Source organism: Microbulbifer okhotskensis, assembly GCF_023895975.1.
Taxonomy (GTDB): domain Bacteria; phylum Pseudomonadota; class Gammaproteobacteria; order Pseudomonadales; family Cellvibrionaceae; genus Microbulbifer; species Microbulbifer okhotskensis.
This window is the reverse complement of the sequence record NZ_JALBWM010000096.1, coordinates 1-15,785: the sequence shown is the minus strand read 5'-3', so window position 1 is coordinate 15,785 and position 15,785 is coordinate 1. Positions and strand designations below refer to the sequence as shown.

General features: G+C 47.6%; 14 protein-coding genes. 8 read left to right on the top strand and 6 right to left on the bottom strand.

Going from position 1 to position 15,785, the window contains the following annotated elements; translation table 11 throughout:
* Positions 1 to 336: 336 nt before the first annotated feature.
* On the bottom strand, positions 337 to 1,164 hold the full coding sequence (locus MO867_RS16820; RefSeq protein ID WP_252471253.1) for a DUF2306 domain-containing protein: 828 nt from the start codon (positions 1,162 to 1,164) through the stop codon (positions 337 to 339).
* 190 nt (positions 1,165 to 1,354) lie between these two features.
* Between MO867_RS16820 and MO867_RS16815 the strand changes: the two genes are divergently transcribed.
* From MO867_RS16815 to MO867_RS16805, 3 genes are read left to right on the top strand one after another with little or no spacing between them, the layout of a single operon-like run.
* Entirely contained in the window at positions 1,355 to 2,626 is a 1,272-nt protein-coding gene (locus tag MO867_RS16815) for a sensor histidine kinase (protein ID WP_252471251.1), read from the top strand.
* A complete protein-coding gene (locus MO867_RS16810) occupies positions 2,626 to 3,300 on the top strand; it encodes a response regulator (protein ID WP_252471249.1) in 675 nt (224 codons plus the stop codon). Before MO867_RS16815 ends, MO867_RS16810 begins: the two co-directional genes overlap by 1 nt.
* A complete protein-coding gene (locus tag MO867_RS16805; protein WP_252471247.1) occupies positions 3,287 to 3,739 on the top strand; it encodes a hypothetical protein in 453 nt (150 codons plus the stop codon). The genes MO867_RS16810 and MO867_RS16805 overlap by 14 nt, the downstream gene beginning before the upstream one ends.
* 293 nt (positions 3,740 to 4,032) lie before the next feature.
* Here MO867_RS16805 and MO867_RS16800 read toward each other — a convergent pair whose 3' ends face one another.
* Positions 4,033 to 5,199, bottom strand: coding sequence for a patatin-like phospholipase family protein (locus MO867_RS16800; RefSeq protein WP_252471245.1), 1,167 nt, complete (start codon positions 5,197 to 5,199; stop codon positions 4,033 to 4,035).
* 661 nt (positions 5,200 to 5,860) lie between these two features.
* On the opposite strand from MO867_RS16800, the gene MO867_RS16795 reads away from it, so the two are divergent.
* The 3 genes from MO867_RS16795 to MO867_RS16785 all read left to right on the top strand — a co-directional run bounded on the left by MO867_RS16795 (position 5,861) and on the right by MO867_RS16785 (position 9,375).
* On the top strand, positions 5,861 to 6,100 hold the full coding sequence (locus MO867_RS16795) for a hypothetical protein (RefSeq protein WP_252471243.1): 240 nt from the start codon (positions 5,861 to 5,863) through the stop codon (positions 6,098 to 6,100).
* A gap of 186 nt (positions 6,101 to 6,286) precedes the next feature.
* Positions 6,287 to 6,790 (top strand): transposase, encoded by a 504-nt coding sequence (locus MO867_RS16790; RefSeq protein ID WP_252471241.1) that lies wholly within the window; start codon positions 6,287 to 6,289, stop codon positions 6,788 to 6,790.
* Positions 6,791 to 7,440: 650 nt separating this feature from the next.
* Positions 7,441 to 9,375 (top strand): RCC1 domain-containing protein, encoded by a 1,935-nt coding sequence (locus MO867_RS16785; protein WP_252471239.1) that lies wholly within the window; start codon positions 7,441 to 7,443, stop codon positions 9,373 to 9,375.
* Between the two features lie 516 nt (positions 9,376 to 9,891).
* Here the strand turns inward: MO867_RS16785 and MO867_RS16780 are convergent.
* The 3 genes from MO867_RS16780 to MO867_RS16770 all read right to left on the bottom strand — a co-directional run bounded on the left by MO867_RS16780 (position 9,892) and on the right by MO867_RS16770 (position 12,698).
* Complete coding sequence (locus tag MO867_RS16780) at positions 9,892 to 10,713, bottom strand: hypothetical protein (protein WP_252471237.1); 822 nt, start codon at positions 10,711 to 10,713, stop codon at positions 9,892 to 9,894.
* A 995-nt stretch (positions 10,714 to 11,708) separates the two neighbouring features.
* On the bottom strand, positions 11,709 to 11,978 hold the full coding sequence (locus tag MO867_RS16775) for a hypothetical protein (RefSeq protein ID WP_252471235.1): 270 nt from the start codon (positions 11,976 to 11,978) through the stop codon (positions 11,709 to 11,711).
* A 411-nt stretch (positions 11,979 to 12,389) separates the two neighbouring features.
* Positions 12,390 to 12,698 (bottom strand): ISAs1 family transposase, encoded by a 309-nt coding sequence (locus MO867_RS16770; protein ID WP_252471233.1) that lies wholly within the window; start codon positions 12,696 to 12,698, stop codon positions 12,390 to 12,392.
* 247 nt (positions 12,699 to 12,945) lie between these two features.
* Between MO867_RS16770 and MO867_RS16765 the strand changes: the two genes are divergently transcribed.
* Together MO867_RS16765 and MO867_RS16760 are read left to right on the top strand one after the other, a co-directional pair.
* The gene (locus tag MO867_RS16765) at positions 12,946 to 14,181 is read left to right on the top strand and encodes a helix-turn-helix transcriptional regulator (RefSeq protein ID WP_252471231.1); all 1,236 of its coding nucleotides are present in this window, start codon (positions 12,946 to 12,948) and stop codon (positions 14,179 to 14,181) included.
* Between the two features lie 10 nt (positions 14,182 to 14,191).
* A complete protein-coding gene (locus MO867_RS16760) occupies positions 14,192 to 14,353 on the top strand; it encodes a hypothetical protein (RefSeq protein WP_252471229.1) in 162 nt (53 codons plus the stop codon).
* A 159-nt stretch (positions 14,354 to 14,512) separates the two neighbouring features.
* Here the strand turns inward: MO867_RS16760 and MO867_RS16755 are convergent, their stop codons facing one another.
* Entirely contained in the window at positions 14,513 to 15,100 is a 588-nt protein-coding gene (locus MO867_RS16755; RefSeq protein WP_252471226.1) for a ribosome-inactivating family protein, read from the bottom strand.
* Positions 15,101 to 15,785: the final 685 nt, after the last annotated feature.

The following is a 15,785-nucleotide window of genomic DNA, read 5'->3' as shown; positions in this document are numbered from 1 at the left end:
AAGTGAGGACCTTATTTTCTCAGTATCCGGCCTTGGTTCCTACCTATTTCGCCCCATAAAACTGTCCGAAGTATTGAGCAGTCTATTTAATACGCAGCACTAGAATTTGGTAAGTTGTTCCAATCTTATAAATGTGCCCCACCTTTATAGTGTCGATATCTATTTAGTTAGCTGGCTCTTGGTGTTTTTTTTAACTATCTTCTCCAGTCAATAGTCTTGGCGATTTGTTTTTTTATTTGGTGGGTGTCAAAAATTATCAAAGCAGTCGGATTCACGAGTCTTGAACTTTTATAGCCAAATTAACAGAAGAATTTCACGATAATTTGGCCGAGTGCCTTAGATCCGTGGCAACCACAAGCCCATCGTAGCGGCAAAAATACCAATGGCCATAAACATGGTCAGCGGTATCAAGGCACTGACAAAAGCAATCTGGGTACCCGGTGTGGCCCCGCGCTTTTGACAGTAGAAATACCACTCCAGCATGGCCAGCGGGAGCAGGTATTGGCCGAAGCCCAGCGCATACAAGAAAGGCCCGGTAAAAGATTCCCAGTCGACCCCCCAGCCGCCGGTGAGCATTGCCCAGCCCATCAGGGCCACGCGGAAGAACCACACTGCACTGGCAGCCAAAAAAAGACGCAAGGCCCAGCGACGGTGCTCAGTAATGCGCCTAGCCATTGCGGTGCGCACCGCCATAAAGGCAAACACCAGAATCAGTATGCCGTCCATAGCGATACTGATCTGCGACACCTGATTACCAAAGGTGTGCCGCGTCCAGGTCATGTAGAGCCCCGCAATGCTGCTGATGACGGCCGCCAACAGATAACTGCGCCCCAGCCAGCGATGGAAGTTGGGCGCATACCGTCTCACCGCAGGGACCAGCTGCAGAGGCCCGCCGCCGATCACAATCGCGGCCAACAACACGTGACTCACCGATGCCAGGTTGCCCAATGTATCCCCCTCGCGAAAGCCTGCTGGCAGGTGCAAACCCTTCAAGCCATACAGTCCGGACTCGGCGATGGGCGGGTAGAATACGGCCAGAATATAGGCAAAGAAGATCGTATGGCCGATGGCCGCGATGTAGAACCAGATTTTTACCGACAGGTTAACGGCCCGCCGGGTATCGAATGGTCGCGGTAGTGTTTGGCTGAGTACAGCGTCGTTCATGGAGTTTCTCCAGGCGGTTAGGTAGAGAGCTTGGGCTGAATGTTTCTGCCGAGCATGTTCGGCTTTTCCAGGCTTAGGCACATCGGCCACAGGCAGGAATCTGACCTCCCCCAAAAGGTGGAGATGCGCCTGTTACCGTTTCCACCGAAAGTCCCATGACAGCTGGTTGCGCCTGGTTTAGCATGCGGAAATGAAATCGTCGTCCCTAAATATGCCTGCGTCGAATCCGCTCAACGCCAGCTCGGCACTACCCAAGCTCCCGGTGTGGCAGCCTTTTCGTGGGCCCTTCGAGCGCTGGCCACACCTGACCGATCTGCTTATCGCCCTGCTGATGTTTTTGCTGACGCTATTGATGTGGTCGCACGACGAGGCGCGCGAAGTGCTGGCCATGCAGAATCTTTGGGATGTTATTACTTTCCAGTGTGCGTTCGTGGGCTCCTTCGCCCTGTTGTGGCGTCGCACACACCCCTGGCAGGTACAGGCTGTTATTCTCGGCACAACAATATTGCTGGAACTGGGTTTACCGGCGGATGGCATCGTCGCCATGGCGGTTTCGTTGTATAGCCTGGGCCGCTACGAGGCCAATACCCGGGCTAGCTTTATCGGAGTCATTGCGACGCTGGTTTTTGTGGCGTTTGATCAGGGTATTCCGGTTCAGCCAACCGCAGCAGGCACAGTAACGGTGATGCTGGTTTGGGCGCTGTGGTATATCGGCCGCCGGCTGCGTTTTCGCGGCGAATATTTGCGCTTGTTGGAAGAGAGAGCCAAGTATTTGGAGCGCGAACGCAATGCCGAATCCGAGCGCGCGGTCGCGGCCGAGCGCACCCGAATCGCCCGCGAGATGCATGACGTGGTGGCGCACCAGGTGAGCCTTATGACCGTGCAGGCCGGTGCCGCCAGGGCCATCAGTCGCAATAACCCGCAAGCTGCCAGTGAGGCCATGGCTTCTGTAGAGGCTGCTGGCCGTCAGGCCATGACTGAAATGCGACATTTGCTCGGCGTACTGCGGCCCACCAATGACGACACTGCGCTCACTCCGCAACCGGATTTCAATGATTTACCCGCTCTGATTGAAAAGGTCCGGCAGGTGTTAAGCGACGTCGACTACGAAACTCACGGTGCGCTGGAGAAAATGCCGACCAGCGTTGCTCTCGCCGCTTATCGCATCGTTCAGGAATCCCTCACCAACATTATCAAGCACGTCGGTGCTGCTGTGCGGGTGCAAGTGAGCCTGCGCGCAGACCATGGCACTCTTACGATTCGGGTGCGCGATGACGGAAACACCATCGGCGAACGGCCCATGGTGAAAGCAAGCATTGACGCACAATCCGGTGGTGGGCACGGCATCGCGGGGATGCGCGAGCGCGCGGAACTGCTCGGTGGCTATCTATCTGCGGTTGCGGTCGATGGTGATGGTTTTGAGGTGTATGCACAACTACCCACGGGAATGGGGAAAACATAATGTTGCGAGTGATGGTGGTAGACGATCAGGCTTTGGTACGGCGTGGTTTTGCCTTGATCCTGGACAATGAGCCCGATATTCAGGTGGCTGCCGAGGCTGCTAACGGCATCGAGGCAATTGAAGCCGCACAAGCACATCAGCCGGATATTATCCTCATGGATATCCGCATGCCGGAGATGGATGGGCTGGAAGCCACCGCACGCATTCTGGAAGCCGGTGACGCAACTTGCCGCGTTATTATCCTGACTACGTTCGATCCCGATGAATACGTATTTCGTGCGCTGCGGGCTGGCGCCAGTGGTTTTGTGCTCAAGGATATTCCCCCAGAGGCGCTGGTAGAGGCAGTGCGCACCGTAGCAGAAGGCGGTGCCATGCTGGCACCGGGCATCACTCAACGCCTGATCAGCCAGTTCGCACAGAAATTGGGGGCCGGCCGCAACCTGGCAGAACGCCTGGAGCGCCTCACTACCCGGGAGTGCGAAGTGCTGAAGGCCATTGCCGATGGCAAGAGCAATGCCGAGATTGCCGAAGCCCTGTTTATTGGCCCCGCTACCGTGAAGACCCACGTTTCCAGCTTGCTGTCAAAATTGGAGTTGCGCGATCGCGCACAGGCTGTTGTATTCGCTTACGAATGTGGCCTGGCCACTGTGGGGGAGCGCGATGTTGGCTTCTAGATCAACACGCTTTTCGCAACGCAATGCACTGTATCGCCTTGCCGCCATCGGCGCAGTAATTCTGGGACTGTTCCTCATTCTTGGAGCCCAGGGCCACTTTATTGCCGTATGGCCACTGGTCACCAGCGACGGAATGGGTTTAACCCGTCGCTTGCTACTGTTGCTGCCCGGCGTGATGCTGGCCGGCACAGCGGTGTTGAACCTCTTGCTCTGCAAACCACTCTGGCAAGAACGTGGCTACGCGCTCAATATTACGCTTGCGGGTAATCTGCTTACTATGAGCTATTTGCTCTACCTGATGATACGCGGTGTTTCCAATCACCCCATTGGTGTTTTCCTCGCATTGGAGACGTCTTTTGTAATACAACTCGTAGGAGTGAGGGTGGGGCTGGTCTGGCCAGCGGTAGCAGAAGCGTCGGTTGAGATGAGCATGCAGTGACGTATATGCTCGGGGGGCTGCGCCAGCTACCCGACTACAGTGGTCTAATCCTTCCGGACACTCCGCTAAGGTGGTAAAACCACCAGGTGAGGTGACGTATGACAATATGAGGTACACGTCGGTATTTCGAGACGGAATTCAAGAAAGACGCCGTAGCCATAGTCGCTGAGCGGGGAGGGGGGGGATTCGATTTCTAAAGTTGCAGAGGCTGTGGGAACCACTGACAACAACAATACAAGATAAAGGTGAGAGGCAATCTTAGCTTATCAAGTGAAATTTTTCTCAAGCAATCGTTACCCATTTTCCTTTAGGGTGCTTATTACCTGATCAACCTCAGTTTTGTTTTCCTTGAGAAGTCTATCTGCTAGAACTTTCAGTTTCTTACTTGCTTTGTAGTCAAATGGATCGACATATGGATTAATAAGTTCTACATTTAAATAGTTATAATTGATTTTCCCCTTAGGGCTGAGAGATTGTGCGATTTCCAGAGTGTATAGTTGCTGATCATCCATGGATCTTTGTACATTCGATATTAGGTCCTGAACCCAATTAATCCTGCCCCAGTTTTTTAAGCTTCTGTAGTTGGTCTCCATTGTGATCAATGGCGATGTACCGGCCCCGAGAATCAATACGTAGTAATTTTTCCCAGGTAACTCCCTAGTGATCTCGCGTAATACAATACTGGTAGGATTATTTGCGTATATGCCGGCATCGGCATAATAGCGTTGGTGAATGTCCCGTCCAGTGGTTACAAAATCGACAGGGGGGAATAGGGTTTCCGCGCTAGCTGCGGCTGTTACGAGTTGGTACAGTGTATCTGTAGGTAGATTTTTAACTGCTTCACCGCGATTTTTGAATAATTGGAGCTGACCTGTATGAATATTGAGAGAGGGTATAATGACGTAGTTCTTCAAGTCAGTAAAATTAAGCTTTTCTGTATAGTGTTTTTCCATGGTGTCGCGCAAACGATCTCCACTAAAGCGAGGAGAGAAAAAACCGTTAGCAGTCAGTAATTTATGATACCAAGGTACTGAGAATACATATTTACTTTCATTTTTATAGATATCGATAATTTTCTCGCTTTGAGACTGGAGGCTTGCGTTTTCTGGGAAGTTATTTTTAATTGGTGCAGGGGGAGTATTAAGGCCGGTAGCAATAATTGCACCAGTTGATACTCCACTAAAAATATCAAATAATTCATCAATAGGCTTACCAGTCTGCTCTTCAATATGTTGAATAATATAGAGCGGTATCAGTCCACGTATACCCCCGCCATCTATGATAAGGATGTTGATAGTATCTTTGCTTCTAAGCGACTCGTTATTTTTGATGAGCTCGTCAGTAACAGGGTGGGCATCAAAGCGAATGCTCTGGGTCAGGCGATAATTATAGACGTACACCAATCCTATAAATGATATAAAAAGCACTGCGATGAAGGCTGATATTTGCCTTGGTTTCATTAAGCTGCCTGAACTCTTAAGTTGTTATCTTATTGAGTATGGCAAAGTAAATTAGTTTTATTGTTTTAGGTTATTTGAGTGGGTTCTTTTAAGCTTTTTAATTGTATTGTTTTTTGTTTGCGAATAGAGGTTAAGTACTATACGTAGTTTTTGTTCGGAAGAGGTAGGTCAGTAATTGTTGTTCGCCCAGGTGCTTATGGGGTAATTTAAAATCCCAATACTTCGGGCAGCTTTAAGAAGTGGAGCAGGTAGGGACCACGGGCAGATACTGAGAAAATAAGGTTCTCACATCAAAACGATACCTGCCCATGAAAGATGTAGTAAAAACTGTTTTCGCAAAATGTCCAATATTAAAAGACCGCAAAGAAAATCCATGCTCACATTGTTTGCTGTCCTGATGGTATTTCAAGGGAAGGCAACCTATCTGAATATGGAGCGATACAGTTCTGCTAGCGAGAAACACTTTCGTTGTTGGTCTCGTAGAAACTTTGATTTTGTCCAGCTTGATAAATAACTAATTACACGAGAACTTCCTCGCAATCATGAGCGTGTAGCGACTATCGATGCCAGTTATATCAGTAAGTCGGGTCATAAAACAGAAGGGTTGGGGCCGTATTGCATCGGCAGTGCTGGAGAATCGCAGCGGGGTCTCGAAATTTCCATGATCAGTATCACTGATCTGAAATCAAATACTGGCTATGCCTTGGATGCTCAGCAGACAATAGATAAAGAAGGCCGGTCTCGAATTGATCTATATGCCGATCATGCGGTCAAAGTTGCGGCAGAAATTCTTGCGCTTGGTAATAAATATTTAGCTGCAGATGCTTATTATGGCAAGATGAAATTTGTTTCAGTCATCATTAAAGCAGGGTTTCACATTGTCGGGAAGTTGCGAATATAGGCAGACTTACAGTGGTTACACGAAGGAGCATACAAAGGCTCAGGTCGCCCCAAAAAATAGGGTGGCAAGGTTGATTTTGATACAGAAGTATACTGTTTTCACTACATTGGTGCTCTGAATAAAAGAACTGAAGTTTATACGAAGACTTTCACGCCAAAATTTTTATAACGAACCATTCGTGTTGTGATGTTTAAACCCATAAAGGACGGCAAAAAGAGTCACGCATTGCTGTATTCGACAGACACAGAGCTGGATGCAATGACATTGATCGCGTATTACAAGTCTAGATTCCAAATAGAGTTTCTATTCGGAGCTGCAAAACAGCACACTGGCCTGGCTCATTGTCAGTCGACTCGAAAAGAAGCGATCAACCTGCATGTCAATGCATCAATGACGGCTCTGAATCTGCAAACAATCGCAGATAGAAATACGAAACAAACGGATGAGGCTACAGTGATTTCAATTGTTAGCTGGAAGCGCCCTAAGTTCAATCAGAGTCTTATGGATAGAGTTTTTGACGAGTTAGATTTAGATCAAAGCTGTGGAAAATTGCCCGCATTTACGAGCGGTACAGTGACTGCGGGGCTATGGTCGCATGAAATTGTCCGAAGTATTACTATATTGAGCGCTTGCGAAGCTTTTTTTATAGCTTGCTTAAATGTTTTGTCACCGTTTCCCGTAGTTGTCTAGCAAACTACCAGGTCAGGTAAGCCAATTTTCTCGGCAGCGCGAGTCCGTAGATTATTCGCTTTTTGAACTCTATCGCCTTTCTGCTGAAATATTTCACTCTGATTTTGAGTGCTTAGATTACCTAAGTCAGGGTTTCTCAAGTGCTTTTTAATCTCTACACCTTGGGTGAGCAAGAATAGCTTTTTCATTGGCCGTTTGTCTGCGCTGATACTCCTTGGCGCTGATGCGAGCCGCATATGAAATCACACTGGAAATTTCATTGATGAATGTGGGCATTTAAATACCTTTGTATCTGGACCACTATCCACTGACAGTCCCTCTTCTCTCAGCCGGTGCCGAATAGCACTGGCTGAGATCTTAAGTTGATCCACCATTTCCGCCAAATTGCCTTTGGATTTATGCCAGCTTTTCTCAGGCTGTAAATCTGGTATCAGTATTTCTCACTCAGTTGGTAGTAGCTCATCAGTGTCTTTCTCTTCGTCGCGAGATATGCCGGCTCTAGCAGCTGAGCCCCCCTTCTTACCAATTGCACTTATTATCCGAAACCAAGTAATCAGATTTGGCTGAAATATATGTATTTTTAGCACTATTTGGATGGTTATGTGGTGTTTAACTACTTAACATATCTGCCTTTACTGGAGTGGATTTATATGAATGGAATTAATGGCCAATATCAGTCTTGGCATTTGCACCTTTTACACATTTTACGTTTCGGAATATTAACGCTCACCATTGCCCTACTCAGTGCCTGTGGTGGTGGAGGCAGTAGCAGTAATAACGACAGCAGCAGTGATGGTAATAGTGGCGGTGGTTCGATGGATACCATTACGCTGGAAAGTGTTGGGTTGGAACAAGATGGCTCGGATGAATACCAGTATTTTTTAATCGCCTATTATAGCGATGATTCTTCCGTTGATGTTACTGGGGATGCGGATTGGTCTGTGAGTGACACTAGCTTGGCCACCGTTGATACCGGGCTGCTTACGCCACTGAACAATGGTTCATTCACCTTGAGCGTCACTTATGAAGGGATGAGTGCAGAGGTAGATGTAGATATTGAACTGGCCCCTATTGTCCAGAGCCTACAGCTTGATAGGGATGCCTCTAACAATGAACAGTATTATCTCACTGCCTATTACGACGATGATACATCAGAAGATGTCACAGAAGATGCCGAGTGGTCTGTCAGTGATGCCAGCATGGCTACGGTAGAAACCGGCCTTATTACCGCACTAGAGAGTGGATCAGTCACTCTGACAGCTTCCTTTAATGGTGAAACTGCCGATGTGGAAGTTGAGCTTATTGTCTATGTGATTGAAATTGTTTCTACCGGAACTAAACTTACAGCAATAACCGATGGTGAATTTGCAGCAATCAAAAGTAATGGCTCGGTTGTGGCATGGCCTGATAATTTCGATTCTTCAGATATTAGTTTTAGTGATGTTAGTGCCAATTTAGCCCGCGATGTCGTCGCAATTTTTTCTTCAGACTATGCTTTTGCGGCATTAAAGTCGGATGGTTCTGTTGTTACTTGGGGGGCGAGGACTATGGGGGGAGGTAGTAGCAGTGCCGTTAGTGCTCAGTTAAGCAGTGGGGTTGAGGAAATTTATGCAAATCAGGGCGCTTTTGCCGCGCGAAAATCGGATGGCTCCATAGTAACCTGGGGAAATTTCAACCTGGGCGGAGATAGCAGTGATGTGAGCGCGGAAATCTCCAGTGATGTGGAGACTGTTTTTTCTACTGACTATGCCTTTGCGGCACTTAAGACAGATAGCTCCCTTGTGACTTGGGGGGGGTGGATTTACGGCGGCGACAGCAGCGCCGTGAGCACGGAAATCTCCAGCGATGTTGTGACTGTTTTTTCTACCTACTCTGCCTTTGCCGCACTTAAGACGGATGGCTCTGTCGTGACTTGGGGAAATAGTAATAGGGGCGGCGATAGCAGTGCTGTTAGTGCGGAAATTTCCAGCGATGTTGTAGAGGTCTTTACAAATAGAGATGCCTTTGCGGCACTTAAGACAGATGGCTCTGTTGTGACTTGGGGGGATAGTGATAGCGGCGGCGATAGCAGTGCTGTTAGTGCGGAAATTTCCAGCGATGTTGTGGAGGTCTTTAGAAATAAATCGGCTTTTGCGGCACTGAAATATGATGGTTCAGTAGTCACTTGGGGTGCTAATTTTTCTGGTGGTGATAGTAGCGGCGTGAGCGACCAGCTTGCGGGCGCTGTAAATACAATCTATGCAGCCGGTGAAGCTTTTGCAGCAGTTAAGTCAGATGGTTCTGTTGTTACCTGGGGGAATAGTGGTGGGGGCGGCGATAGCAGCGAAGTTAATTCTGAGTTGGCTGAAAATATAGAAGAAATCTATTCACATTCTGGTGGCTTTGCAGCATTAAAATCTGATGGGTCGGTAATATCCTGGGGCAACCGTAGTGATGCCAGCAGTGTTAGTGATCAACTGGAGAGTGGCGTATTGACTATTTATACATCTGCTGGGGCCTATGCGGCGTTAAAAGATGATAAGTCCGTAGTGACTTGGGGAGATAGTGATTATGGCGGCGACAGCAGCGATATTGACTTCTATTAGATAGGAATTATATGTTAGCGAGCGAAAGCTGTTTATTACTTGCTGACAATATACAATTTTTTGATTAAGTAGATCTTTAAGGGCAGGTAGGCTTTATGCCGACAACCACAGTATATGTTGGTTGTCGGCCCGCTTGAGGCTGTAAATAGTATCGATCCATTTATCCAATACGTTAGTTTCTGCTAGGGGCAAGTCCTGCTCTGAACTTGACTAAAAGTGGTTTAAGGGTAATTTCCAGTCATGGAAAGCAGTATCTGGTTTTTTAAGATGGTTGCATAACAAGAGATACCGCATTGAAATACTGTCCCTTTATAGCGTACTAACTTAATACATGCGTACAACAGGCGGGCCTGGACTTATTGAGCAGCCGCCAGTGCAGCATTTAATGGTTGTCGCCTAACAGGACGGTTCAAATCTTTTCCACCACCAATGCGGTCATTTGCTCTGTCGTATTTCCGTTTTGGAAGCTGGTTCACAGGGGAAGTAAGATGCCCTTGATTACTCTGGAAATAGCTTTCATTCAAGGGTGTAGTCGTAGATTCCCTGGGCCCGTAGTCGCGCAAGATCAAGCGCATACTCTCTACTATTTGTCCATGTATCGATCCATCCTGTACGCCGGTGCGCATCGGTAATATATTTAGAAAATGCTTCTAGCTTCTCCTGTATATAGTCGTCCTCTGCATTAAAGTTATTGCTAGTCACTTCGGCAGCGGCAGTATTAATAAATACGCCGACCAGTTCCGGTTTCTGCGTAAATGTCTCCATCAATTCTGAATGATAGCCCTCCACCTGATCCTCGCCGCACTGGCCATTGGCGGTGGTTGCGCGACAGGCCAATATCTTGAGGGTGTCTTTCGTAAAACCGTGCTGCTCAATGATTCTCTCTATCTGGTAGGCCTGGTGCACCTCATGATCCAGGTCCGAAAGGAGTAGTAAGTCGGTATATAGAGGGACGTATCTGGCGTTGTGTAGGCACAGGATCGCTGCCCCAGCCTGTGCCAGATGATTTTCATAGTCTTGCCATATCACAATGCCGTTATTTCTTGAGTAACGGATGATATTCTCAACAAAGACAATGGCTTTTGCGCACAAACTCTCGTCCTTACAAAAATTTTCAAATAGCTCTTCTTCGTCAATAATTTTTTCTGGTATATAAGTTTCCACGGCATAATACAGTTGATTGTGGCGAGTCAACTGATAATTGACGTTGCTCTCTATTGAATAGGAGTAATCAACCATTTTGTCGGCGATAAAGTGTAAGCAATCTAAAGTGTCAATATTGCAGACTTCGATTGTGAGGCAGAGTCCATCATTTTTAGCAGATAAATCAGTGCGCATAAGTTATTCTTAAGGACTTTTACGGGGGATTGGCTGCAGAGTATTTCATATTATACAGTCCAAATAAAGTCACGTAATGTAATCTGGCGTAAATCGCCGTTTTGTTTTCTGTAATAAGTGGTTACAAGAATGGACTACAATTCATATTAAATTTATTTTCTAGAGGGGAAGGGTAGTAGATTCCTGGGGTTTATATGGCGCTATTTTTCTATCGAAAAAATAGTGAGTTGTGCATATAAGATTCGAAATTGAATTGACAAAAATCCAAATATTAACCGCCAGCAGGATCTTGATGCCCGCTAGGAAAAAAATTAAAGACAATGCGGGAATGGGTATCCCTTATAGGGGAGTTTGGTAAGTGGTGCTTTACGGGTGGGGAACGGCCGTAGTGGTGCAGAATAGGGAAGTGTGGGTGCTAGTCTCCCTGAGTTGGCGAACCACTATAACTTGCTGAACTTACATCGTTTTTATAGTTTTAATGACAATTTTCATATCTGGCTACTGTTGCTCTGGTCACTGCTCTATTTGGTGCGTGTCCGGGACACCTCTGTTCTTGGGTGATTCCCAATGGCTCAACGCATCACAATTCGCGATGCCGCATTAAGAAAACTACAAACCCTATTCAGTTTCACATTCCCCTCAACCGGTACCACCGCGTGAATTGGATGGGAAATGCTGCCGGCAACACTTGTGGGCTTTGCTTCTGAGAAAATCGTGCAAGAGTTCTCAGGCACCAGCTACCAGTTGGATCTTGTCGTAGTAGTGGTAGCGTATAGTCGGGGGGGATATTTATGATTGGCTGGGTCAGGCCACCGCGGATGTTGAGAGTGTTCTGCAGGATCGTACACTGAGTGATAAGCGGTTCTTGATTGGCGCTTCACTTCTTTGGCCGAAGAAGTAAGGACTATGGCCACCTGCAGCTAACCTCTATTGATACCTTGTCATTGCTGCAGTTCAGCGTGAAGTCCATACAATAATCGGCCGTACCCACCCGATTATTGTATTTCTGTATACCAAACTTGGGGGGGCGCAAGAACTCCTGCTTGGTTTCGGACTTCTTGAACCTCCGGGTTATTAACATATTTAATCGCATCTTCTTTTGATGCAAACTCATGGATTACAGTCACATCCCGGTGGTTGTTAATTTCCCGATAGACAGAGGTGGTAGTGGCCCCCATTTGTTTCAGTTTGGGCATGAATTCAGTAAATACTTTATACCATGCGTTAAAATCTTTGACGTTGCCGCGTAAAAATAGATGTACCATCGGGATACCATTTGATCAGAATGTGACAAATTATCTTCTTGGGCTTAAATTTTTCTCTGTTGTTATTGGTTTGGTAAAAGATGGTTCCTTATTCTGAGTATTTAATCGAGTGATATTTGAAGTGGATTGCCAGGCTGCGCGGAGCTATATACCCTCTGGGTTAATAATGTTGATTTCAGAATGCCAAGCTATTTGAATAGAGTGTTCCTAGAATATATAGCACACCCTGCATTATCGCGAGCTATTTATGCTTGGCCAGTCTGCTGTCATATCCAACTGACTCAGTGACTATGTTACCCGGCAGCGACGGTTTTCATGACGGTTACGATTTATTTCTTCTGTCTCAAAATAGTCGATAGCCGGATTGTGATAAGTCTTTCGAGTTCGTTGATCAGGCGTGGCCTGGGTGGTTTAAAAGAATTTTAGCTGACTCACTTTGGCGGCCAGTAAATAGCTCGCCCTTTTATCGATAATGGTCTTGGCAATCTCCTTTTGACAGACCATGGCGTCGATTGTAATTAGGCTGCCTTCAATAGCCAAGGCTTGTAGTCGTTCAGGTATGGCGGTGATTTCATTGGATCTCTCAGCTGTTTTTACCAGCCCCATCACCAGCTTATGCTGAGTAGCCCAAGCACTAACTATGTGAATAGCCGCTTTGCCACCAGCGTTCTTGGAATTACCCAAGCTTCCGGTGTGGCAGCCTTTTCGTGGGGCGTTCAAATGCTGGCCACACCTGACCGATTTGTTTATCGCCCTGTTGATGTTCCTGACGCTGCTGATGTGGTCGCGCAACGGCGCGCGTGAGGTACAGACCCTGCAGAATCTGTGGGATGTGATTGCTTTCCAGTGTACGTTCGTCGGCTCCTTGGCTTTGTTGTGGCGCCGCACACACCCTGGCAAGTACAAGCCGTTATTCTCGGCGCAACAATTCAGTCGAAATAACCCGCAAGCCGTCAGAAGAGAGGCCATGGCTTCTGTGGAGGCTGCTGGCCGTCAGGCCATGAAAGAAATGCGCCATTTGCTCGGCGTACTGCGCCCGACCAGTGACGACACTGCGCTCACTCCGCAACCGGACCTCAATGATTTACCCGCTCTGATTGAAAAGGTCCGGCAGGTGTTAAGCGACGTCGACTACGAAACCCACGGTGCGCTGGAGAACATGCCGAGCAGCGTTGCTCTCGCCGCTTATCGCATCGTTCAGGAATCCCTCACCAACGTCATCAAGCACGTCGGTGCTGCAGCTCGGGTGCAAGTGAGCCTGCGCGCCAACGATGGCACTCTTACGATTCGGGTGCGCGATGACGGAAACACCATCGGCGAGCGGCCCATGGTGGAAGCAAGCATTGACGCACAATCCGGTGGTGGGCACGGCATCGCGGGGATGCGCGAGCGCGCGGAACTGCTCGGTGGCTATCTATTGGATATCCGCATGCCGGAGATGGACGGGCTAGAAGCCACCGCACGCATTCTGGAAGCCGGCGATGCAACTTGCCGCATCATTATCCTGACCAGGTTCGATCCCGATGAATACGTGTTTCGCGCGCTACGGGCAGGCGCCAGTGGTTTTGTGCTCAAGGACATTCCCTCCGCGTCGCTGGTGGAGGCAGTACGCACGGTAGCAGAGGGCGGTGCCATGCTGGCATCGGGCATCACTCAACGCCTGATCAGCCAGTTCGCCCAGAAAATGGGAACCGGACGCAACCTGGCAGAACGCCTGGAACGCCTCACTACTCGCGAGCGCGAAGTACTGGAGGCCATCGCCGCCGGCAAGAGCAATGCCGCGATTGCCGAGGCCCTGTTTATTGGCCCCGCCGCTGTGAAAACCCACGTTTCAAGTTTGTTCTCCAAACTGGGGCTGCGCGATCGTGCACAGACGGTCGTGTTCGCTTACGAATGTGGCTTGGCCACAGTAGGGGAGCGCGATGTCGGCTTCCAGATCAACATGCGCTTTGCAACGCAATGCACTGTATCGGCTTACCGCCATCGGTGCAGTAATTCTGGGGCTGTTCCTCACCCTCGGGGCCCAGGGCCACTTTGCCGCTGTCTGGCCACTATCAACCAGCGACGGAATGGGTTTATCCCGTCGCTTGCTGTTGATGTTGCCCGGCCTGATGCTCGCTGGCACAGCGGTGTTGAACTTCCTGCTCTGCAAACCACTCTGGCAAGAACGTGGCTACGCGCTCAATATTACGCTTGCGGGTAATCTGCTTACAATGAGCTACCTGCTGTACCTGATGATATGCGGCGTACCCAATCACCCTATTGGTGTTTTCCTCGCATTGGAGATGTCTTTTGTAATACTACTCGTAGGAATGAGGGTGGGGCTGGTCTGGCCTGCGGTAGCAGAAGCGTCGGTTGAGAAGGGCATGCAGTAATGTATGCGCTCGGGGACTGTAATAGACCACTACAAATCACCCCGACCCTTGCTTGATACTATTTGACGAGTGTCCAGAATTTCTTCACCTCACTTGGTGGTTATATTATATTGGCGAAGTGTTCGGAAGTATTAGATCGCTACAAAATGGTACGGGTAGTCATGATAAGTAATTATAATGTTTGCAGCTTACCCGAGCAATGTTATTAACGCTAAGTTTCTCCCAGTTTTGGGCCCACTTTAAGATCTCTTTAGGGGGCACAATATCCGTAGAAAAAAATTTCCTGCAAAAAATATTAATGACAACTTTTTGATAGAACCTAACAGATTCGCTCACTAGTACACACATAATCGCAAATGATTTACGCACGCTGTCTCTATCGCTGCCGCTATAATTTTGAAGATTTTTGAAATAAGAATCAAATGAATGTATATTAAATGGGGCAACCTCTTCAAATCGTAATTTTTTATAATCTCCAGATTCTGAAAAATATTCTTTTCCTTGATCCTCTAGGACGTTGTTGTCTTCCGTATAATATGATTTGCCATTTTTAGCTACAAATCCTACTAAATATAGGTCCTTCGGTCTCATTGTTAGTCTTAGTTCATCAGCGGGCCTAAGCATTACATCCACATGAATGACAGACCCCTGCCGGTGGGCCATATTCTTAAGGCCTATAATCATTCCATGCACATCGTCAAGATAATGATATTTATTATCAAGCCTTATCTCATATGGAATTCTCATTAATAATCCTCCCAAAATTATTGAAGTATTTATATGCGCGAAAAATACCACAAGAGCATCCTGAAGAAAGATTCATATGATTGCATAAGGTTACGGCCCATCAAGTACACGCAGCTTCGAGTAAAGAGTGAAATTATTAAGAGAAGCAACTTCAATCTGATTTTCTTTTGGTACATTTATAGTTTCACACTGAATTCGAATGCTACACCTTGAATGATATTGTCATGCTCTAGGAGTTCATGTGAGGTAATGATAATGCCTAGAGGGAAATATTTTACTGCTGAGTTCCATTTGAAGACTATACGCGAAGTAATTGATCCGAATCTTATGGTGTAAGTAGCTTGCGTATCCATGGGTGTCAGTAAGCCTGCGAAGGAGTTGTGGATTCGAAAGCGACGCGTAGGATGAGGTAGCTAGCTATGTATTGAACTCAGCTGATCGTCCCAGGTAGTGTTGATTTTTCACTTATAGAGGTTAGGAAGCTGCTTTCTGATACATGTGAAGGTAACTGTAGGGCTGCGACATTGTCTATCTTTGAGATAGTATGCCATCAAAGGTGCCACTATGATGATGAAAAAGGGGAGGAGGGTAGTGTTCAGAATTCTGTGTCATTTCTTTACTATTAGCAAGAAAGAGATGACCCATGACCAAACCTACTTTCGATATGAACGCTGCCGTTAAGGCG

Coding starts and splice junctions, on each gene's coding strand:
- MO867_RS16820 (WP_252471253.1), bottom strand. CDS start 1,164: ATGAACGACGCTGTACTCAGCCAAACACTACCGCGACCATTCGATACC.
- MO867_RS16815 (WP_252471251.1), top strand. CDS start 1,355: ATGAAATCGTCGTCCCTAAATATGCCTGCGTCGAATCCGCTCAACGCC.
- MO867_RS16810 (WP_252471249.1), top strand. CDS start 2,626: ATGTTGCGAGTGATGGTGGTAGACGATCAGGCTTTGGTACGGCGTGGT.
- MO867_RS16805 (WP_252471247.1), top strand. CDS start 3,287: ATGTTGGCTTCTAGATCAACACGCTTTTCGCAACGCAATGCACTGTAT.
- MO867_RS16800 (WP_252471245.1), bottom strand. CDS start 5,199: ATGAAACCAAGGCAAATATCAGCCTTCATCGCAGTGCTTTTTATATCA.
- MO867_RS16795 (WP_252471243.1), top strand. CDS start 5,861: ATGATCAGTATCACTGATCTGAAATCAAATACTGGCTATGCCTTGGAT.
- MO867_RS16790 (WP_252471241.1), top strand. CDS start 6,287: ATGTTTAAACCCATAAAGGACGGCAAAAAGAGTCACGCATTGCTGTAT.
- MO867_RS16785 (WP_252471239.1), top strand. CDS start 7,441: ATGAATGGAATTAATGGCCAATATCAGTCTTGGCATTTGCACCTTTTA.
- MO867_RS16780 (WP_252471237.1), bottom strand. CDS start 10,713: ATGCGCACTGATTTATCTGCTAAAAATGATGGACTCTGCCTCACAATC.
- MO867_RS16775 (WP_252471235.1), bottom strand. CDS start 11,978: ATGGTACATCTATTTTTACGCGGCAACGTCAAAGATTTTAACGCATGG.
- MO867_RS16765 (WP_252471231.1), top strand. CDS start 12,946: ATGGCTTCTGTGGAGGCTGCTGGCCGTCAGGCCATGAAAGAAATGCGC.
- MO867_RS16760 (WP_252471229.1), top strand. CDS start 14,192: ATGAGCTACCTGCTGTACCTGATGATATGCGGCGTACCCAATCACCCT.
- MO867_RS16755 (WP_252471226.1), bottom strand. CDS start 15,100: ATGAGAATTCCATATGAGATAAGGCTTGATAATAAATATCATTATCTT.